Raw genomic sequence first — 20166 nt, 5'->3', positions numbered from 1 at the left:
GAACAAAATTTTTCTGCCGACCGGAGTCCGGACGGGACGGGGTGACTCAAAGCCTATCGGAAGGGGAATGACATGAGCAAGGTTTGCATCATCGGCGCCTACAACACCGAGTTCGGCGCCTTCGTGAAGAAAGACAAGATGTCCGGTCTGATGACCGACACCCGGACCTACTACGACCTGCTGATCGAAGCCGGCCGCGGCGCCATCAAGGACGCCGGCCTGCAGGCGAAGGACATCGACGCCATCTGGGTCGGCTCCTGCTCGCCCGGCTCGTTCCTGAACCAGGAACACGTGGCCCCCATCGCCGCGGAGATCGATCCGGCCATGCGTTTCAAGCCGATGAGCCGGTCGGAATGTGCCTGCGCCTCCTCGTCGATCGCGCTCTATAACGCTGTCTATGGAATCGAATCCGGACGGTTCCGCAACATCCTGGTCATCGGCGTGGAGAAGATGAACCTGCTCCCAACCCCCCAGATGACCCAGGTCCTGGCCGGCTGCTCGCACTGGCCGTCCGAAGGTTCGAGGGGCATGACCTTCCCCATGCTGTTCGCCGAGTATGCCAAGGGCTACCAGAAGAAATACGGCATCGCCGACGAGGAGCTGCAGAAGATGCTCGGAACCGTGGCGGCTCTCGGGTACAAGAACGGCGCCGAGAACCCCCTCGCCCATATCCGCACCGGCCCCGCCACCTATGAAGAGATCGTGAAGCAGAACGAGGTCGACCCGAAGGGCAAGTGCAAGAACATGATGATTGCCGCGCCCCTGCGACTGCACGACTGCTCGCTGGTCTCCGACGGCGCCGCCGCTCTGGTCATCACCGCCGAAGGCAACGTTCCCGACAAGAAGCGCGCGGTGCGCATCGCCGGCATCGGTCATTCCTGCGAGCGCCTGCCCGAGAACGTCCGTCCCAACATGTATGAACTGATGGCCGGCAAGGACGCGGCCGCCAAGGCCTACGCCGAAGCGGGCATCACCTCCGCCGACGTCGATATCGCCGAAGTCCATGACTGCTTCACCATCAACCAGATCCTGTCCACCGAGGCGCTGGGCTTCTCGGCCGACGGCAAGGCCGGGTACGACTACCTGGCCGGCCGCTTCACCCGTGACGATCCGAAGGTCGCCGTCAACCTATCCGGCGGTCTCAAGTCCAAGGGGCATCCGGTCGGCGCCACCGGGGCCTCCATGCACGCCCTGCTGTACAAGCAGATCATCGGCGAGCCCATCGGCGTGAAGGCCCGCAAGGCTGACATCGGCGTCGCCTTCAACGTGGGCGGCTCGGCCGTGACCAACTGCGTCACCGTCCTGAAGAAGTTCTGACGAAGCGGCGCGAACGGGAGACGATCATGAAGAAACTGTTCTACAACGACCTGGAGTTCGAGATCGAGAAGACCGGCCCCGCCTGGGAAATCCGGCGCGCGGGCGCGGTGGTCGCCACCGGCTTGTATGCGGGGCTTCCCGACGCCGAAGCCGAGGCGAAAGCCGTGGCGCTGGCGAAGACCATGTATCCGGTGGGTGTGAAGGTGATCGGCCCTGATGTGGCTCATCCCATCACTGTCGGGGACATCACGTATTATCCGCCCGACGTGGCGCATCCGAACTTCGTTTCCTGGGAAAAGGACAGCCCGTCCTTCCCCAAGCAGCTCTGAGCCTGCATTGCGGCAGGCCGGCATGACGAACGACAACGAATAGAGGAAAAGACGATGGAAATCAAAGGTAGCGTAGCTCTTGTAACGGGCGGCGGGAACGGCATCGGCGAAGCCGTCGCCAAGCATCTGGTGAAGAAGGGCGCCAAGGTCGCGATCGTCGACATGTCGCAGAAGGGCATCGACCGCGTCGTGTCCGAGATCAAGGCCATGGGCGGCGAGGCCATCGGCGTGCAGGCCAATGTGACGAGCGAAGCCGACACCGCCAGATTCATCAAGGCGGCGGTCGATGCCTTCGGGCAGCTCAACATCGTGGTCTCCTGCGCCGGCATCATCAAGGACAGCATGCTGCTGACCCTCGACAAGGAGACCGGTAAGGTGGCCCGGAAGATGGGCCTCGACCGGTGGCAGCCCGTGCTCGACGTCAACCTGACCGGCACGTTCCTCACCTTGCGCGACGGGGCCGAGGCCATGGTCAACGGCGGTTGGAAGGGCATTCTCGTGCCGATCTCATCGGTGAACAAGGTCGGCCAAATCGGCCAGCTCAACTACTCCTCGGCCAAGGTCGCCGACGCTCTCCTGCCGAAGATCATGATCGGCGAGTTTTTGCAGCGCGGCATCCGCAACATCCGCTGCGTCGGCGTGGCCCCGGGCTACACCGCCACCCCGATGGTCGCCGGCATGAACCAGGAAGCCCTCAAGGAGATCTGCGCCGACGTTCATCTCGGCCGCCTGATCGAGCCCGACGAGATCGCTTCCCTCATCTCCCACGCCATCGAGAACGAGGCCATCAACGCCACGACCCTCGAGATCACCGGCGGCCTCTGCTACAAGGGCGGCATCGCAAAATAAGCGTTTCCCTGCAGGGATCTCCCACGGCTCCCCGCCTCTTCACGAAGGAGGCGGGGAGTTTTCTTCATCGCATCCGAAGATGGGAATAGTTGCCCGAGACGGGGAAATGTAGGACAATATCTGAGATTGCGGCTTGGACACGTGCGGTTCGAAGGGAGGGCTTGAAACCAGCCCCTACAGCCGAATGCAAGATCTTCGGGTGTCCGACGATGAGAGTTGTTCGAAAAAAGGCAGAGGATTCCGCTCTCGGCTACCGACAGGGATCTGCGGGCGTAGACCTTGTTTCGTTTCTGTTATATATTTATCTATATTTGTTTTCTTCGTAAAAACGGAGAACCTTCTACCATTTCATGACTCACACACGGGTTTCACATGGTGCATCGGTCATTCTTCTGCTGATGACCGCCGCTTTCGCTTGCGCCTCCCTGATCACGGCGCCGGCGACATTTTCGCAGGAACAACCTCCGGGGCAGAAGAAGCGGGTTCTGTATGTAAACTCGTATCACCCCGGGTATACATGGTCCGACCAGATTCTCGAAGGCCTAGCCGGCAGACTCAAACCGGCTTTCGGCGAGCAGCTCGAACTGCAGGTCGAGTATCTCGACGGGAAACGGTACAGCCGCCAACTCGAAGGGGGTCTGGGCGACATCCTGCAGTCGTTGTTCAAGACGAAATACGCCGGCACCAGGATCGATCTGCTGCTCGTTTCCGACCAGGACGCCTACAACTTCATGCGGAAAGTGCGAAACGAGGTGTTTCCCGGCGTTCCCATGATTTTCGCCGGCGTCGAGGAGCCGGGAGAGCTTGCTTCGAACACGACCGGCATTCTCGCAAGCACCGACATCCGCGGAAACGTCGATCTGATCCTGCAGGTTCTGCCCTCCGTGAAGCGCCTGTTCGTTCTTTCGGACGATACGGTGACGGGCCGGATCAACCGGGATACTTTTCAACGCGTCACGGCCGACGTCGCCAGCCGCGTCGAGTTTGTCTTTCTCGGCACCAACCCCGACGACGCCCCGGAAACGCTCGTCCAATCGATGGCCAGCCTCGCCCCTCCATCGGATGCGGTCTTTTTTCTCGACTACTACTCGTCTCCCGCGGGGCCAGTCAATCCGGCCGTTTTCATCAGAGATTTGGCATCCGCATCGAAGGCGCCGCTGTTCAGCCATGTCGATCTTTTTATATATGACGGTATTATTGCCGGAAAAATGAACAGCGGACTTCTTCAGGGTCAGCAGATGGCCGACACCGCTGTCGCCATCCTGCGCGGCGCGTCCACGGCCCGCCTGCCCCTCCAGCAGGAAGTGTCGGTGCCGACCGCCGATTTTTCCGCTCTCGCACGATTTTCCATCGATGCCGCCAGGTTCCCGGAAGGCACCAGATTCCTGAATAAACCAACTTCTTTATTATCCTCCTACAAATGGCATATCCTGGCGACCCTGGGGTTCCTCGGCCTCCTGGCGGTTCTGACGGTCATTCTCGCGATCATGCTCAAGCGGCAACAGCGTCTGGAAGAGGAAGCAAGGCTCGCGGCGGCCCATTTCCAGACTCTTTTTCAGAATGTCCCGACCCCGGTCGCCTGTTACTCGTTTGCTTCGGGAAAAATCATCGGGGTGAACGACCGGCTGACGGCGGCGCTGGGGTACACCCTCGAAGATGTCCCCGACATCGAGACGTGGTGGAGCCTGGCGTATCCGGACCCGGAATATCGCCGGCAACGAATCAGATTCTGGCACGAAGAAATCGAAAAACACCGAAAGACCGGCGAGAAGATCCGGACGGCCGAGTATCGCATCACCTGCAAAAACGGTGCGGTGAAGACGATGTCTCTCTCCGCCGGGATCATCGAGGACTGGATGATCGTGAGCTTTTTCGACGTGACCGAGCGCAAAAAAGCCGAGGAGGAGCTGCGCACCAGCGAGGAAAACCTGCGGATCACGCTGAATTCCATCGGAGACGCCGTCATCGCCACCGACATGCAGGGCGTCATCACCCGGATGAACCCTGTCGCCGAGCGACTTACGGGCTGGCATATCGCTGAAGCGGCTGGCAGGAAGCTCGAAGACGTCTTCGTCATCGTGGCCGTGAGCGATCGAAAACCGGCGCAGAACCCGGTCGCGCAGGTCATCGAGACCGGGAAGGCCGCAACCTTGTCGGCTCACACCATTCTGCTTTCAAGAAGCGGCAAAGAGTACCGGATCGCAGACTCCGCCGCGCCCATCCTGGCCGATTCGGGGGACATCGTGGGGGTCATCCTCGTTTTCCACGATGTCACGGAAGAACTCGCGCTGCAGGAGCAGCTCGCCCAGAGCCAGAAGCTGGACGCGATCGGCCAGCTGGCGAGCGGTGTGGCGCATGATTTCAACAACATTCTCAGCGGCATGATCGGCGCCGCCGAACTGCTGAAAGTCCGTATTCCCGCCGGCGACGAGGCCTCCCGCAATTTTCTTTCCCTGATCCTCGAGTCGTCCCAGCGCGCGGCGGGCCTGGTCAGGCAGCTGATGACCTTCTCGACGAAACGGCAGATCGTATCGGCGGTCGTCGACGTTCACATCGCCATCGACGACACCATCGCCCTCCTGGAAAAAACCGTCGACAAGCGAATTTCCATATCCAGGACGTTCGGGGATTGCAAGGCAACGGTCATCGGGGACGGATCACTCATCAGAAGCGCATTGATCAATGTCGGCATCAACGCCGTTCATGCCATGCCCGAAGGCGGGAGCCTGACCTACACGACAAAGGCCGTGCAGATCGCCGGGCCTTTCGATGAAACAGGGGAATTCGAGCTGGCTCCGGGGCGTTTTCTCCAGATCGATGTGCGCGATACCGGCTGCGGTATTTCGCCAGAACATCTGAAACGGGTTTTCGAGCCTTTCTTCACCACCAAGGAACCCGGCAAGGGGACCGGCCTCGGGCTCCCGGTCGTCTATGGCACGATCCGCCAGCACAAGGGGGCGCTCCGCATCACCAGCCAGGTCGGGAAGGGGACCTGCGTGACCATTTTCCTGCCGCTGGTCGAATCCGCCGCCCCGCGCCGCTCAACGCGCCAGGAGCCGGTTCGCGGAACCGGAACCATCCTTCTCGTCGATGACGAGCCCATGATCCGCAATACGGGAAGCGCCATTTTGAAAAGTTTCGGATATCACGTTCTGATCGCTCCGAACGGGCACGAAGCCGTCAGGCTGTATCGAGAAAACAGCGATCGGATCGATCTCGTGATCCTCGACATGATCATGCCCGACATGATCGGCCGTGACTGTTTTTTCGAGTTGAAAAAAATCAGGCCGGACGTGAAAGTCCTGCTCGCATCAGGCTTTTCGCGAGAGGAAGATTTGCGCGAAATGAAAGAGCAGGGCCTGTCGGGATTCATTTCGAAGCCGTATCAGGGAGTCGAGCTCAGCCAGAAAGTCGCCGAGTTCATCCGGAAGTAAGGTTGCCGGCTTATCGGCCGGGATTGGGCACCACGTCGTATTCCTCGACCCAGCCGTTGGCGCCTTCGTCTATCCAGTGGATATCGGCATTCCGGACGAGCTTCGCGCCGGCGGGGGCCATCAGGTCGGGGTATTTCTCCTCGACGAGGCGGTTGCGGGGTTCGCCCCGGTTGCCCGGCACGCACAGCCAGTCGGTGTAGAGTTTCCTCGTGCCCAGCCTTTCGAGAACGTTCGCAAGCCAGGTTCCGTAGGTCTTCCCGCCGGACCAGTTTCGGGACCAGATGAACGGAACCCTGATGCCATGCGCAAGAAGCACCTTCGACACGATCGCCTCGTTTTCACAGAGGCACCAGATCAGCGTTTTTTCACGTTCAGAGTCCCAGGCGCGAAGCCTGTATTCAAAGCATTTCCCGCTGTGGGCGAAGTTGTCGTAGATCGCGTTCGGGGCTTCGAGCGACGGGAGCTCCCGGTATGAAACCACCTCGCAGGGCCCCTGCATGCCGCACTCGCGCGGCGACAGTTCGGCTCCCGAAGCGAACTCCTGGTAAAAATTGATATCCGTATGGAGGAACAGGTCGGGAGAGTCTTCGGATTCAGGAGCCGCCGGACTGCCGTCGCGACGCTCTTCCCACAGTTTCCTGCCCGAGCCGAAAAAGTCGATGTCGGTCAGGTCCGTCCCGGAGGACGGGTAGTAGCATATACATCGATATTTATTCAGCTCCCGCGCGAGGGCTTCCACACCCGTCATGACGGCAGGTTTCCTTCGAATATCGGGAAGACGAAATCCGCCGCGTTCAACTGCCGAGTTCCTTGCGGATCCAGCCTTCCACCTTTTCCGCGATGACCGGCTTGCCCATCGAGTAGATCTTCCTGTTGATGACCACGACCGGGGTCGTGATGATACCGAAACCGGCCGCCTCGGGAGTGCCGCTGGCGACCAGCTCGAGTTTGATCTCCTCGCCCGGAAATTTTCTCGTCGCCTCGCTGACGATGCGGGCCGTCTCCTCGCACATCGTACATCCCGCGGGGTTCTTGATCACCGTGATGTTTACCATGAAGCGTCTCCCGGTAAGATTTCCTGGCGCGACCCGCAGGATGCGGGAAGGGGGCCGGCGGCGCCCGGATGGCGCAGTTCAGACGGACCCGTCATTCGCGTTTCAGCAGCTCGACGATCTCATGGTATCCCCGGCCTTGTGCAAGGTCAATCGCCCTTCGGCCCTCCAGATCGCGCAATGCGGGATCGGCACCGAATTTCAACAGACAGCGCACGGCCTCCAGATGCCCCTGCTGAGCCGCGAGATGCAGAGGGGTCCAGCCATCCTTGTCAGGCAGATTCACGGCCGCTCCGGCATCGATGAACAAGCCGGTCATCTCGACGTGCCCGCGAAAGGCCGACCAGTGCAGGGGCGTCCAGCCGTCCCGCTCGAGGGCATGAACCGACGCCCCGGCTTCCAGGAACAGGCGGGCCATGGAGAGCTTTTCCTTCGCGGCCGCCCAGTGAAGCGGCGTGACGCCGTCGACGTTCGCCTTGCCCACCGAGGCACCCGCGGCCAGCAGGCGCCGGGCGATTCCCTCGTGCGTGGTCTTCGAAACATTGAGCAGGGGCGTCTGAACGCCGTCCGCATCGGCCCCGTCAGGGTCGGCTCCGGCGGCCAGCAGCTCGGCGACCTCTTCCTCGCGACCGTTGGAAACCGCCGCCAGCAACCGCTTGGTGGCGTCGTTCGGGGTCGTGGTATTCGTGTTCATTCACCGTCCCTCCAGGTCTTCGCATGATGCACTTTCAGGTCGTCCTTTCGCAATGGGGGAATGCGTTTTTCCCTGTGAAATCTCCGTGTCCCGGTATGTTCAAATCCGATCATCGGTCCGCCACAAGGGCGGTTTTCAAACCCGCCCCCACATACCGTCAGCCAATCTTGGTTCCTGAGGGCGGACGATGTATACTCGGAGGCGGTTTCGGGGAACTCCGACAGTCCGGCCGGAATCTATATAAGTGCATATATCTTGAAGATCCGGTCGGTCAGGAATTCTGACCGGTACAAGGCTAAGGAACAAATCAGCGACAGGAGGAATGGTGTGAAGAAGGACAACGTCAAGATCGCGATCTGGGGGTTCGGGGCCATGGGAAGCGGCATGGCCGAAGTGCTGCTGCGCAAGAAGGGGGTCGAGATCGTCGGTGTGTGCGACATCCACCCGAACCGCGCGGGCAAGAGCATGTTTGAAGTGCTCGGCGTTCCCCGTGGGGAACAGAAGGATGTGATCATCCAGAGCGATATCCACAAGGTCATCTCGAAGAAGTCGGCCGATCTCGTGCTGCTGGCGACGGACAGCTTCACCAGCAAGGCGTTCGACAAGATGAAGCTGATCGTCGAGCTGGGCATCAACGTCATCACCACCGCCGAAGAGATGGCATACCCGAAAGCGAAGGAACCCAAGCTGGCCGCCGAGCTGGACCGGCTGGCGAAGGCGAACGGCGTCAGCATTCTCGGCACGGGCATCAACCCCGGCCTGATCATGGACCTGCTCGTCGTGCTGATGACCGGCGCCTGCACCGACGTCGAGTTCGTCAAGGCCGAGCGCGTCAACAGCCTTTCCCCCTTCGGTCCGGCCGTCATGGAGGAGCAAGGCGTGGGCATCACGCTCGACGAGTTCGAGAAGCAGTCGAAGGCCGGCCACCTGGCGGGCCACGTCGGGTTCAACGAGTCGGTCAACATGATCTGCGACGCCATCGGCTGGAAGCTGGACAAGCCCGTCGAGCAGACCATGGCCCCGATCGTCTCCAAGGTGCTGCGCAAGACGAAATACGCAGAAGTGAAGCCCGGCAACGTCGCCGGCTGCACCATGAAGGGCTTCGGCTACGTGAACGGCAAGCTCGCCGTCGAGATGATCCACCCGCAGCAGATCGAGCCCGAGCTCGAAGGCACCGACACCGGCGACTACGTCGTCATCAAGGGCACCCCGAACGTCAACCTGGCGAACAAGCCCGAGATTCCCGGCGGCATCGGCACCATCGCGATGTGCATCAACATGATCCCGCAGGTCATCAACGCGAAGCCCGGCCTGCACACCATGCTCGACCTGCCGGTCCCGCGCGCCATCATGGGCGACATGCGCGAACAGATCCACGACTGATTCCCGATCGTCGTTGATGTCCGAACGGGGGCCGGAAACACATCGTTTCCGCCCCCGTTTTCCGTCGATCTGCCCGGACAGTGATTCTGGCGAAGGGAAAGAGGACCGTGTATTCCGTTATTCTGTGGCTCGTGATCCTGGTCGGCGCCCTCTTCGTCGGCCGGTCGGATTTCTGGAACGCGCACTTCCCGCCGTCGTGGCTTGAGCGGGGAACCGGTCTTCAGAAAAGAATCTACTACGGTCTCGTCGGCGCGTTCAAAGCGAGCGTCATGTTCGCCCTGATGACCTGGCTGATATTCTTCATGCCGGAATTCTGGAGTATAGTTCCATATATACTTACTTTCCCCGCCATCGGTTTCGTTCTTGGCTTCGCTCTCGGGGAAGCCGGCTCTTGATGCCCGGGAATAACCACCGGGCGCATCGAAATGTTTTGACAAGCGTTGGAAACGGCCTCTATAGTACGATCGATCAGAAACATCTGATCAGGGAGGATATATGAACAAACTGTTGGTTTTCTGTCTCGTGCTTTTCCTTTCGGCATCGGTCGTGTCGGCCCAGAGTGATCTCGACCCGGCGTATGCGAAAACGTTCGGGGGCGGCCTCGTTCTCGTCGCCCAGACAGGCTTTCCGGCAAAAGCGAAGTTCGATCCGGCCCAGTTCGACTACCGGGACGGCAAGTTTTACATCCCCGCCGGGCCGTCGGCCGAATTCAATGTCCGGACCCTTCTTCCCAAGGGAATGACGCTGGGCGCGGCCCTGGAAAAACTGAAAAAGGAACAGCCGGACAACTTGAAATATCACAAGTCCGATTCCTGCGTGTATAAGGTCTGGTCTTCCCACGAAGGCGGCCTGCCGAGAGAAAACATCACCTGGCCCGCCAGTCTGAAGGACGAGCCGACGTGGGCCTCCCCTCTCGAAGGCTTCACCAGCCTCGAGCCGGAGGTGTACGACTGGACCGCCCCCGGCGCCTCCTACGAAGGAGACTTCAAGAGCGCGTTCTGGTCGATCATGGCAAGCAGCAAACCCGGGGAAAAATTGTACGTCACCTTTCACGTCTGCTACGAATACGAGGTTCCGGGCGGTCAGGTTGAGAGCAAGTGGAACCCCGATCTGAAGAAGTTCGAAAATGTCGTTTCCAACGGCATGATCGGGTATGCCTATTCCGAACCGCTCGCCGCTTCGACGGTGGAGTTCAAGTAAGAAACCCCGGACAATCGCCGGACATTCCCGCGGACAGGATCCGCGGGAATGTTTTTTTTCGGGCGCTCGTTGTTTGGTCGGGAATGCGGGAAAACTGGCGGAGGATGTACAAAAAAACGGCAGTCTCCGGAAGGATGGGCGGCGAGAAGACAGATTCCATCGCATTTTCCCTGATGGCATGAAATCTGCTTCTTGTCGGGCAACTCAACAACGGAGGATGGACAATGTCGGTTTCCAGGAAACTCGTGGCAATGGTCGTCGTTTTTCTGATGGTTTTTGCGGTCTCGGCGTTCGCCGGATCGGTCAAGGATCTGTCGAAGCACCTGTGGACCTGGGCCGTCATGGAAGAACTCATGGATGAAGCCGCTCACGGCGGCATGCCGCCCGTGGGGCCGGTGGAAGCCGAAAACACCATGCTCCAGGCGCAGGCCGAGGTCAAGGCCATCGTCGCCGGCATCACGACCGAAGAAGAGATGCTCGCCGCCCGCAAGCTCGCCGACGAGTTCGTGCAGATGGGCGACCAGCAGGAACGCGTCGGCCGCGCCCTGCACCGCCTCCTCGACCAGCACGGAAACTTCCTCAAAGCACACGGGAACGACTGATACGCTCATTCTATTCACCTCCGAATGTTTCAAGATAACATTCGGGGGTGAATTTTCTTTCCAACACCTTGCGGCCTGACGGGGGCCGATACTACGATATGAACATGGAAGCGGGATTCAACGTGAAACTCGATTATGTGACGATCGATGCGCTGCGCATCCACCATCCGGCATGGTGTCTCCTTCGGTCCGACCATGCGCCGCTGGTGGTTCATTTTCTCCATCGGTCGTTCATCGAACCGAATGTCCGCACCAAGCCCGCCGCCGATCTCGCGGAAGCTCTCGAAGACGAGTTATACACCCTCCGTCAGCAGATCGGCCCGGAAACGTTTCCGCGACCGGCCCTGGAGTATCTCAACGAGTGGGCAAAGCCCGAGAAGGGCTGGCTTCGGAAGTTCTACGCCCAGTCATCGGATGAACCCCAGTTCGATCTGACGCCCGCCGCCGAAAAAGCCATCGCCTGGCTGCACTCGCTCATCGAGCGGCAGTTCGTCGGAACCGAGTCGCGCCTGCTCACGCTGTTCGAACTACTCCGGCAGATGGACGAGGGCAGCGAGGCAGATCCCGTCAAACGGGTCGCGGAATTGCGGAAACGCCGCGACGAGATCGATGCCGAGATCCGCCGGATCGAGGCCGGCGACGTGGCTCTTCTCGACGATACGGCGTTGAAAGACCGGTTCCAGCAGTTCGTCCAGACGTCGCGCGAACTGCTCGCCGATTTCCGCGAAGTGGAGCAGAACTTCCGCCGGCTCGATCGCGACGCGCGCGAGCGTATCACCCTCTGGGAAGGCGGCCGCGGCACGCTCCTCGAAGAGATCATGGGAAAGCGCGACGCGATTGCGGAATCAGACCAGGGGCGAAGCTTTCAGGCATTCTGGGCCTTCCTGCTCTCGGACAGCCGCCAGAAGGAGTTTTCCCGGCTTCTCGAAAGGGTCCTGCAGTTGCCCCCCGTCTCCGCGCTGAACCCCGACCCGCGCCTCCGCCGCATCCACTACGACTGGTTGGAGGCGGGCGAGCACGCGCAACGGATGGTGGCGCATCTTTCCCAGCAGCTCCGCCGCTTTCTCGACGACCGGACGCGACTGGAGCACCGCCGCATCATCAATTTACTACACAACATAGAAACAAAGGCGCTGACACTCCGTGCCGAGCCGCCGAAAGGGGATTTCATGGAGCTCGCCGAGCCCGCCGCCGACATCCGGCTCCCCATGGAGCGGCCCTTGTATGTGCCTACGGCAAAGCATGTCGTAACAGACCTCAGACTCGAGCAGGGGGATGCCGACCTCGATGCGGCCGTCCTGTATTCCCAGTTCGTGGTTGACCGCGAACAGCTTTCCGCGAACATCCGCCGCGAACTGCAGACGTCTCCCCACATCAGCCTGAGCGAGCTGGTCGAGAAGCATCCGCTTCGACGCGGGCTCGCGGAGCTCGTCACCTATTTGCAGCTTGGCAGTGATTCCTTCCGAATCACCGTCGACGATGAGAAGACCGAAACCATCTCCTGGCAGAACGCCGATTCCGACGCCCCCACCGTCACGAGGCGCGCAACATTGAAGCGCATCATTTTCACGAGATGAATATGGAACGACACCCCCCCTCCGCCCCTCCCGCCGCCGATCTGTCGACTCTGTGCATCACGCTGCTCAAGGGCATCGTCCATCGGGCCGAAGACGAGCGATTATGGCAGTCGTTGCTGATCCTTCAGAACGACGTGCGCGATTATCTGAGCATCCTTCGACTGGAACTCATTCTCGACGAGTCCGAGGGATATGCCTACCTGCGCAACCGTGTCGACGCCTCGGATGACACTGCCGGGAAGATCCCGCAGCTCGTCGCGCGCAGGCAACTCACCTTTCCCGTGAGCCTCCTGATCGCTCTTCTTCGGAAACGGCTCGTCGAGTTCGATTGCGGCGGAAGCGACACGCGCTTGGTCCTGTCCCGCGACGAAATCGTCGACATGATGCGCCTCTTCCTGCCCGAAACGAGCAACGAAACGCGGCTGATCGACCAGATCGACGCGCACATCAACAAGGTGATCGACCTCGGATTTCTGCGCCGGCTGAAGACCAGCAGCGGGCCCGATCATTTCGAGGTACAGCGCATCATCAAGGCGTTCGTAGACGCCCAGTGGCTGAACGAGTTCGACGCGCGTCTGGCCGCTTACCAGGCCCATCTCGGGCCTGTTTCCACGGGGGAAGACCATGCATGAGTCTCTGACACCTCGACTCGATTTCGCAGCCGATGATGCTCTCACGGGCTTCCGGCTGAAGAGGCTCGAAGTCTACAACTGGGGCACCTTCGACGGGAAGGTCTGGACCTTGGAGCTGAACGGCAGGAATTGCCTGCTCACCGGCGATATCGGCTCGGGAAAATCGACGCTTGTCGACGCCGTGACCACGCTTCTCGTGCCCGCGAATCGCGTCGCGTACAACAAGGCCGCCGGCGCCGACCTCCGGGAGCGTACCCTGCGCTCCTACGTGCTCGGATACTACAAGTCCGAGCGGAGCGAGACGAGCCTTTCGGCGAAACCGGTGAGTCTGCGCGACTCGAACGGGTATTCCGTCATTCTCGGCGTTTTCTATAACGAAGGATATAACAGCACCGTGACGCTGGCGCAGGTGTTCTGGCTGAAAGATCCCCAGGGCCAGCCGGCGCGATTCTACGTCGGCAGCGAGCGAGAGCTGTCGATCGCAGCCGATTTCTCCAATTTCGGCACCGATATTTCCCAGCTGAAGAAGCGCCTTCGCGGTCTCGGCGCGGAGATCGAGGAGAATTTTCCGAAATACGGGGCCTGGTTCCGGCGGCGATTCGGCATCGGCAACGAACAGGCTCTCGAGCTGTTCCATCAGACCGTTTCGATGAAATCCGTCGGCAATCTCACGGATTTCGTCCGACATCACATGCTGGAGGCGTTCGACGTGGAGTCGCGCATCAGCGGCCTGATACGGCATTTCGACGATCTCACCCAGGCTCACGAGGCCGTCCTGAAGGCGAAGCGCCAGACCGAACTGCTCGACCCGCTGATCGCAGACTGCGATCGACACGCGGCCCTCGCGGAAGAGATCGGCGAGCTGCGCCGGTGCCGCGATGCGCTGCGTTCCCATTTCGCCGGCCTGAAGGTGGGCCTGCTCGAGAAGCGTATCTCGGGACTGGCCGAGGAACTGGCGCGTTGCGAGGCCAGGGTGAAGCAGCTCGAACAACGCAGGGATGACCAGCGTCTTCGCGTCGACGATCTGAAGCGCGCCGTCGCCGAGAACGGGGGTGACCGGCTCGAGCGGCTGGCCGCGGAGATCAGGCGGCTGGAAGCCGATCTCGAAATGACGAAAAAACGGGCCGCCCGATATCGGGAGCTTGCGGAGCATGTCGGGGAACGTGCTGCCGAAGACGTCGACGCATTCACCGCACAACGGCGCCGTTTTGCCGACCTTCGGGAGAACTGCCGAAGCCGCTCGGCCGAGGTGCAGAACGAGCTGACAGAGACCCAGGTCGAGTTCAAGGAACTCAGGAAGGCGCACGACGACACGCGAAAAGAGATCGACAGCCTGAAGCGCCGCCGGAGCAACATCAGCGGACCCCAGATCGAGATTCGCGAAGCTGTCTGCAAGGCTCTCGACATTGCCGAGGATGAAATGCCCTTCGCGGGCGAGCTTCTCCAGGTGCGGGAGGAGGAAAGCGCCTGGGAAGGCGCCGCCGAACGAATTCTGCACGGTTTCGGGCTTTCGATGCTCGTTCCCGAGCATCTGTACAAGCGCGTGTCCGAGTGGGTGGACGGAAATCACCTCCGCGGGCGGCTCGTCTACTACCTCGTGCGAAAGGCAAAAGGGGCCCCCCTGCCGGAGCTTCATCCCGATTCGCTGGTCCGAAAGCTGTCGATCAAGCCGGATTCGCCCTTTTTCGACTGGCTGGAGCGCGAAACGGCCCATCGGTTCGACGTGGCCTGCTGCGATTCGCCGGAGCAGTTCCGACGCGAGCCCCGGGCCATCACCAGGGCCGGCCAGATCAAGGATCCGGGCGGACGACATGAAAAGGATGATCGGTTTTCCCTCTTCGACCGGAGCCGGTATGTGCTGGGCTGGACGAACACGGCCAAGATTGCCGCCCTCGAGGCACAAAATCGGCAAAGGGAAGAGAAGATGGCCGGAGTCGCCGCCCGGATCTCCCGGCTCCAGACCGAGCACAAGGGGTTGTCGAATTGCAGTGATGCGCTGGCCAAACTCGAGGAAATCACGGAATTTTCCTCGATCGATTGGCAATCGATTCTTATCGATATATCATCACGAACCGATGAGTTCAGGAAACTCGAAGCTGCCTCCGACCGGTTGAAACAGCTCAATGAAAGCCTCAAGGAGGCCATGGGCGAATTCTCGCTCGCCGAAACCGACCTGGAATCGGCCAGGGAGAAACGGACCAGGACCGATGAAAAAAAACGCACGGCAGAAGCCTTGCATGCCGAAACGAAGGCGCTGATGGCGAGCGAGCCCCCGCAGGCCGTTTCCCCGGACCGCCTGGAGGAAATCCGTCTGCAAGCCCACGGCGAACACGCGCTGACCGTCGAATCGTGCGCCGGAGCGGAGCAGGTCGTTCGCAGCTGGCTGCAGGACAGGATCGATGCCGAGGACCACCGGCTGAGCCGTCTTCGCGAAAAAATCACCAGGGCGATGGTGGCGTTCAACGACGAGTTCAAGCTCGAGACGGCGGAGTTCGACCCCTCGATCGAATCGGCCGCCGAGTATCGCACGCTTCTCGACCGACTGAAACGAGACGACCTGCCGCGGTTCGAGGCCCGGTTCAAGGAACTGCTGAACGTGAACACGATCAACGAGATCGCCAACTTCAACGCCCAGCTGGCCCGCGAACGCGAAACGATCAGGGAGCGGATCGCACGTATCAACGGTTCTCTCACGCAGATCGATTTCAATACCGATCGTTATATCGTCTTGGAATCACAGGATTCTCCCGATGCCGAAATCCGCGACTTCCGGAGCGAATTACGCGCCTGCACCGAAGGCGCGCTGACGGGGTCGGACGACGAGCAGTATTCGGAAGCCAAGTTCCTGCAGGTCAAGAAGATCCTCGACCGGTTCCGCGGCCGGGAGGGATTCGCGGAGCTGGACCGGCGGTGGAGAGAGCGGGTGACCGACGTCCGCAACTGGTTCGTGTTCTCGGCCAGCGAGCGGTGGCGCGAAAACGATGCCGAATACGAGCATTATTCTGATTCGGGCGGCAAATCCGGCGGCCAGAAGGAGAAGCTCGCTTACACGATCCTCGCGGCCAGCCTCGCCTACCAGTTCGGCCTGGAATACGGCGCGGTCCGTTCTCGCACGTTCCGTTTCGTCGTCATCGACGAGGCGTTCGCGCGCGGCTCGGACGAGTCGGCGCAATTCGGCTTGCGGCTGTTCGCGAAGCTCAACCTGCAAATCCTGATCATCACCCCGCTCCAGAAAATCCACGTGATCGAGCCCTTCGTGTCCAGCCTGGGGTTCGTCCACAACGAGCAGGGCCAGTGTTCCAAACTGCGCAACCTTTCCATCGAAGAGTATCGCGAGGAAAAATCGAGGCAGACCTCATGAGCTGGACCCGCCCGCGGGATATTCGGGATCGCGTCTTGAAATGGTGGGAAAGCGGCGAACTGCTCTCGGGGCTCGTCACCGGTGCGGAGACCTTTCCGAAGCGGCTGCCCCTGAAAGGGCCGACCTCGGCGGAAATGACAGACCGGTTCGACGAGGTCCGGAAGTGGATCTCGGAGCTGTCAGCCGTTCCTTTGGTCCGCATCGAAAAGCGGGAACTCGTTCATCGCGTATTCGGCGCGAACGCGATTCCGCGCGAAGCCTGGATCGACACCCTCGACGACGCGCTTTCGCTGATCGGGAAAAAAAGGGAAGCAGCGCGCTTTGCTTCACTGGTCGCCCTGACGAGGGAACGTCTGCCCTGTCTCGTCGGCTGGCTGAGCAGGCGGCCCATGCGTGCGCTCGAGGCGGCAGACGCATGGGCCCGTCTTCTTGACATCGTCGGCTGGATGCTGGCGCACCCTCGTCCTGGCATCTATCTGCGCCAACTCGATCTTCCGGGGGTTCACACCAAATTCATCGAGGCACATCGGGGGCTTCTGGCGGAGCTGTTCGATATCGCCCTCCCCCCGGAGGCAATCGACGTGGCATGCACCGGCATCGGCGGGTTCACAGCCCGGTATGGGTTTCGCAACAAGCCGGAGCGCATCCGGTTCCGCGTTCTCGACGAGCATCTCTCGCTTTTTTCAGGCAGTCGAACCCCCGACATCGCGCTGGACGCGGACAGTTTCGCGGCTCTTTCGCTGCCCCTGCAACGCGTCTTCATCACCGAAAACGAGACGAATTTTCTGGCATTTCCCCCGGTTCCTGGCGCCATCGTGGTTTTCGGGGCTGGCTACGGCTGGAGCGCCCTCTCGAAGGCACGCTGGCTGGAGCGCTGTCCACTCCATTACTGGGGCGACATCGACACGCACGGCTTCGCGATTCTCGACAGTCTGCGCAGTCATTTCGGCCACGCCGCATCGTTCCTCATGGACCGAGAAACCCTGATGGCCCACGAAAGCTGTTGGGGCGAGGAGAAAGAACAGCTCATTCGCGATCTGAGCCGACTGACCGGCCCTGAGCGGGCCTTATTCGACGAGTTACGCTACGACCGTATACGCCCCCGACTGCGTCTCGAACAGGAAATGATCGGCTTCACCCGCCTTGAAACCGCGTTGCAGTCCCTATGCCCGCACATGGTGCAAGCCAGACAAATTTCACTCGGCTCCACAAAGCCAAAATCATTCTGATCCAGGCCATTGCCCGAGTTTCAGGCCGGGAATACGCCGGAAATCACGAAGGTTGTGCGTGACGAGGGTGAAGCCGTGGGCGATGGCCGCGCTGCCGATCCAGAGATCCTGAGAACCGATGATGACGCATTTCGCGTCGAGGCCGGCTCTCTCCACCGCGTCTGCATGATATACATGAGGGCATGAACATACTCGAACCGATGATCAACATGTCTCGCGCGCGCATTCCGAAGGATCTGTTTCAACGACCGCGGTTCTTTCGACGACGCTCCGGCGATTTTCTGATCTTTCTCGTGCTGATCTTCGCCATCTTCATATCTTGGAGAAGCAGCGCAGCCTCTGACAACACCGTTCTGCTCCTGGAAGACCATGCGCGGCTCACGGCGGAGGTTCGGCAGATCGCGAAGACGGGAGTGCCGGGACCGGTCGCCTGCGTCGGCGAGGGGGCGTTTCCCGTCGTTCTCGGCAAGGCGAAGGGATACGATCAGCCGGTTGTCGCTGCGACACGGTTCGGGAACGGGCGCGTCGTCGCGTTCGGGCATGGCGGGATGCTGAACGACGAAGGATTGAAGCAGGGGGACACGAAGCGGTTCGTCGTCAACGCGGCTCAGTGGGCTGTCCGAGCGCCCGCTTCCGGGAAAGGCAAACCCGTCGCGGGGCTGATTTTTGCGCTCGATATCGCCAGGCCGCTGAAGGAAGCGGGATTCGAGGTGACGTTTCTCCGGTCCCCGGGCTGGAAGGACCAGCTCGAGGGAATCGACCTTCTCGTAGGCGACAATATCGCGGTCGACGAAGAGCACGAGAAAGCTCTTACAAGGTTCATCCGCGATGGAGGCGGATATCTGGCCACGGGTCTCGCCTGGGGCTGGATGCAGGTGTATCCCCGGCTCGACTATACCAAAGACTATTCTTTGAACCGCGTTCTCGCCCCGATGGGGATCGCGTTCGTCGACGGCTACATCGACGACATCCCCCCGCTGAAGGCCGGCGATATCGCGTGGCTGCGGCGCGGCCACGCGCTCGACGCCCTCGCGCTGCTCGAGTCGCAACGCGGCGCGGGGGACGACGCATCGGCGGAACAGGCGCTCGCCGTCGTTTCCAGCGCGTATCGCTGGCTGCCGCAGGGAGCGTCGCCGTTCCGCGACCGCGTGCATGCCCTCGTCGGGAAGGCGGCCCGGCCCGTCGTTCCGACCGAGACACAGCCGATCCGCAAGAATGAGCCGCTTCCCCGGCTCGCCCTGCTCGTGGATCAGTTCGATTCGCTTATGAATATATCCTCAGATATACGAGCGGCCGATTCGGCGGCGGATTATCCCGGCGCTCCGCCGGAAGATGCCCCACGTGTCACCCGCGAGATCGACGTCGATCTGTCCGTCCCCGGCTGGGCGAGCACGGGGCTGTGGGCGCTCGCCGGCAACGCGGTCGAGGTCACCCTCCCGGAATCGTGTTCCGGCGAGGGATTCCGCATCAGGATCGGGTGCCATACCGATGTTCTCTGGAACAATCCCGAGTGGAAGCGGCATCCCGAGATCGCCCGCAGTTTCCCAGCCGCGGCGGGCCTCAACCGGGTGGCGAACCCGCACGGCGGGCTTCTCTATATCGATGTCCCCCGTTCCCCGGACGGAACGAATCCAGGTCACGCGAAGATACGCGTCGGCGGAGGGGTCGTCGAGGCGCCGTTCTACGTTCTCGGGAAAACCGGCGCCGCCGAATGGAAGCGCCTGCGCGACGCCCCCGCACCCTGGGCCGAGCTCCAGTGCGACCGCATCATTCTCACCGTGCCTTCCGCGGAGATCCGGTCTCTCGACGATCCGAAGCCGCTCATGGAGTTCTGGCACAAGGCGCTCGGCTGGTATGTCGATCTCGGGACCCGGCCGCTCGACCGGCGCCCCCAGCGCATCGTGACGGACCGCCAGATCTCGAACGGCTGGCTTCACGGCGGATATCCGATCATGGGCAACATCGCAGTATCGTACAAACTGGTGAAGCTCGAGGGGTTGACGAACCCGGAGAAGGACGTCGAAGGGGCGTGGGGCTTCTGGCACGAACTGGGCCACAACCACCAGCGGCCCGAGTGGACCTTCGCCGGGGCAGGCGAAGTCACCTGCAATCTCTTCTCGCTGTTCGTCGAGGAAAAGATCCGGGGAATCCACCCCAAAGACCATCCCTGGATGTCGAGCCATCGGGAAAGCGTCCGCGCCTATCTTTCCCACCCCGATTTCGAAGTCTGGAAGAAGAGCCCGGGAATCGGCCTGTGCTTCTTCGCGAATCTGCAGGCCGCCTTCGGCTGGGAGCCGTTCAAGAAGATGTTCGCCGGGTATGCGGCGGCCCCCGATCACGAACTGCCGAAAACGGACGAGGCGAAACGCGACCAGTGGCTTGTCAGGCTGAGCCGCGCGACAGGAAAGAATCTCGCCCCGGAATTCGACAGGTGGGGCATCCCGGTGTCGGCAACCGCCCGGAAGGAGGTCGCGGGGCTTCCCTCCTGGCGGTCGCCGGACTGAATC

At 61.1% G+C, this 20166-nt stretch carries 17 protein-coding genes; 13 read left to right on the top strand and 4 right to left on the bottom strand.

Annotated elements, in window-relative coordinates; all coding sequences use genetic code 11:
* The first annotated feature begins 72 nt into the window (after positions 1–72).
* The 4 genes from PLU72_12195 to PLU72_12180 all read left to right on the top strand — a co-directional run bounded on the left by PLU72_12195 (position 73) and on the right by PLU72_12180 (position 5929).
* Positions 73–1317, top strand: coding sequence for a propanoyl-CoA acyltransferase (locus PLU72_12195; GenBank protein ID HOT28944.1), 1245 nt, complete (start codon positions 73–75; stop codon positions 1315–1317).
* Positions 1318–1343: 26 nt separating this feature from the next.
* Positions 1344–1646 (top strand): hypothetical protein, encoded by a 303-nt coding sequence (locus tag PLU72_12190; protein HOT28943.1) that lies wholly within the window; start codon positions 1344–1346, stop codon positions 1644–1646.
* 54 nt (positions 1647–1700) lie between these two features.
* Positions 1701–2495, top strand: coding sequence for an SDR family NAD(P)-dependent oxidoreductase (locus PLU72_12185; GenBank protein HOT28942.1), 795 nt, complete (start codon positions 1701–1703; stop codon positions 2493–2495).
* A gap of 350 nt (positions 2496–2845) precedes the next feature.
* On the top strand, positions 2846–5929 hold the full coding sequence (locus PLU72_12180) for a PAS domain S-box protein (GenBank protein ID HOT28941.1): 3084 nt from the start codon (positions 2846–2848) through the stop codon (positions 5927–5929).
* Positions 5930–5939: 10 nt separating this feature from the next.
* Here the strand turns inward: PLU72_12180 and PLU72_12175 are convergent, their stop codons facing one another.
* The 3 genes from PLU72_12175 to PLU72_12165 form a co-directional block, all read right to left on the bottom strand.
* Entirely contained in the window at positions 5940–6677 is a 738-nt protein-coding gene (locus PLU72_12175) for a hypothetical protein (GenBank protein ID HOT28940.1), read from the bottom strand.
* Between the two features lie 46 nt (positions 6678–6723).
* Entirely contained in the window at positions 6724–6984 is a 261-nt protein-coding gene (locus PLU72_12170; protein HOT28939.1) for a thioredoxin family protein, read from the bottom strand.
* 91 nt (positions 6985–7075) lie between these two features.
* Positions 7076–7675 (bottom strand): ankyrin repeat domain-containing protein, encoded by a 600-nt coding sequence (locus PLU72_12165; protein ID HOT28938.1) that lies wholly within the window; start codon positions 7673–7675, stop codon positions 7076–7078.
* Between the two features lie 327 nt (positions 7676–8002).
* Between PLU72_12165 and ord the strand changes: the two genes are divergently transcribed.
* The 8 genes from ord to PLU72_12125 all read left to right on the top strand — a co-directional run bounded on the left by ord (position 8003) and on the right by PLU72_12125 (position 17659).
* Complete coding sequence (gene ord / locus PLU72_12160; protein ID HOT28937.1) at positions 8003–9058, top strand: 2,4-diaminopentanoate dehydrogenase; 1056 nt, start codon at positions 8003–8005, stop codon at positions 9056–9058.
* Positions 9059–9165: 107 nt separating this feature from the next.
* Positions 9166–9453 (top strand): hypothetical protein, encoded by a 288-nt coding sequence (locus PLU72_12155; protein ID HOT28936.1) that lies wholly within the window; start codon positions 9166–9168, stop codon positions 9451–9453.
* A gap of 100 nt (positions 9454–9553) precedes the next feature.
* On the top strand, positions 9554–10258 hold the full coding sequence (locus PLU72_12150; protein ID HOT28935.1) for a hypothetical protein: 705 nt from the start codon (positions 9554–9556) through the stop codon (positions 10256–10258).
* A gap of 224 nt (positions 10259–10482) precedes the next feature.
* Positions 10483–10860, top strand: a complete 378-nt coding sequence (locus PLU72_12145) for a hypothetical protein (GenBank protein HOT28934.1) — start codon at positions 10483–10485, stop codon at positions 10858–10860.
* Between the two features lie 122 nt (positions 10861–10982).
* On the top strand, positions 10983–12437 hold the full coding sequence (locus PLU72_12140; protein HOT28933.1) for a DUF3375 domain-containing protein: 1455 nt from the start codon (positions 10983–10985) through the stop codon (positions 12435–12437).
* The gene (locus PLU72_12135) at positions 12434–13069 is read left to right on the top strand and encodes a DUF4194 domain-containing protein (protein ID HOT28932.1); all 636 of its coding nucleotides are present in this window, start codon (positions 12434–12436) and stop codon (positions 13067–13069) included. The genes PLU72_12140 and PLU72_12135 overlap by 4 nt, the downstream gene beginning before the upstream one ends.
* Entirely contained in the window at positions 13062–16430 is a 3369-nt protein-coding gene (locus PLU72_12130; GenBank protein HOT28931.1) for an ATP-binding protein, read from the top strand. Before PLU72_12135 ends, PLU72_12130 begins: the two co-directional genes overlap by 8 nt.
* Positions 16427–17659: a DUF2220 family protein gene (locus tag PLU72_12125; protein HOT28930.1), complete on the top strand. Its 1233-nt coding sequence runs from the start codon at positions 16427–16429 to the stop codon at positions 17657–17659. The genes PLU72_12130 and PLU72_12125 overlap by 4 nt, the downstream gene beginning before the upstream one ends.
* Here the strand turns inward: PLU72_12125 and PLU72_12120 are convergent.
* Positions 17651–17815: a hypothetical protein gene (locus PLU72_12120; protein HOT28929.1), complete on the bottom strand. Its 165-nt coding sequence runs from the start codon at positions 17813–17815 to the stop codon at positions 17651–17653. The genes PLU72_12125 and PLU72_12120 overlap by 9 nt on opposite strands.
* A gap of 26 nt (positions 17816–17841) precedes the next feature.
* Here PLU72_12120 and PLU72_12115 point away from each other — a divergent pair, with 26 nt between their 5' ends.
* Positions 17842–20163, top strand: a complete 2322-nt coding sequence (locus tag PLU72_12115) for a M60 family metallopeptidase (protein HOT28928.1) — start codon at positions 17842–17844, stop codon at positions 20161–20163.
* The last annotated feature ends 3 nt before the right edge of the window (positions 20164–20166 follow it).

This window comes from Candidatus Ozemobacteraceae bacterium, from assembly GCA_035373905.1.
Classification (GTDB): domain Bacteria; phylum Muiribacteriota; class Ozemobacteria; order Ozemobacterales; family Ozemobacteraceae; genus MWAR01.
Note: the sequence above shows the minus strand (reverse complement) of the source record. Positions and strands in the feature narration are given on the sequence as shown.

Coding starts and splice junctions, on each gene's coding strand:
- PLU72_12130 (HOT28931.1), top strand. CDS start 13,062: ATGCATGAGTCTCTGACACCTCGACTCGATTTCGCAGCCGATGATGCT.
- PLU72_12175 (HOT28940.1), bottom strand. CDS start 6,677: ATGACGGGTGTGGAAGCCCTCGCGCGGGAGCTGAATAAATATCGATGT.
- PLU72_12115 (HOT28928.1), top strand. CDS start 17,842: ATGAACATACTCGAACCGATGATCAACATGTCTCGCGCGCGCATTCCG.
- PLU72_12135 (HOT28932.1), top strand. CDS start 12,434: ATGAATATGGAACGACACCCCCCCTCCGCCCCTCCCGCCGCCGATCTG.
- PLU72_12145 (HOT28934.1), top strand. CDS start 10,483: ATGTCGGTTTCCAGGAAACTCGTGGCAATGGTCGTCGTTTTTCTGATG.
- PLU72_12150 (HOT28935.1), top strand. CDS start 9,554: ATGAACAAACTGTTGGTTTTCTGTCTCGTGCTTTTCCTTTCGGCATCG.
- PLU72_12195 (HOT28944.1), top strand. CDS start 73: ATGAGCAAGGTTTGCATCATCGGCGCCTACAACACCGAGTTCGGCGCC.
- PLU72_12180 (HOT28941.1), top strand. CDS start 2,846: ATGACTCACACACGGGTTTCACATGGTGCATCGGTCATTCTTCTGCTG.
- PLU72_12170 (HOT28939.1), bottom strand. CDS start 6,984: ATGGTAAACATCACGGTGATCAAGAACCCCGCGGGATGTACGATGTGC.
- PLU72_12165 (HOT28938.1), bottom strand. CDS start 7,675: ATGAACACGAATACCACGACCCCGAACGACGCCACCAAGCGGTTGCTG.
- PLU72_12190 (HOT28943.1), top strand. CDS start 1,344: ATGAAGAAACTGTTCTACAACGACCTGGAGTTCGAGATCGAGAAGACC.
- PLU72_12185 (HOT28942.1), top strand. CDS start 1,701: ATGGAAATCAAAGGTAGCGTAGCTCTTGTAACGGGCGGCGGGAACGGC.
- PLU72_12125 (HOT28930.1), top strand. CDS start 16,427: ATGAGCTGGACCCGCCCGCGGGATATTCGGGATCGCGTCTTGAAATGG.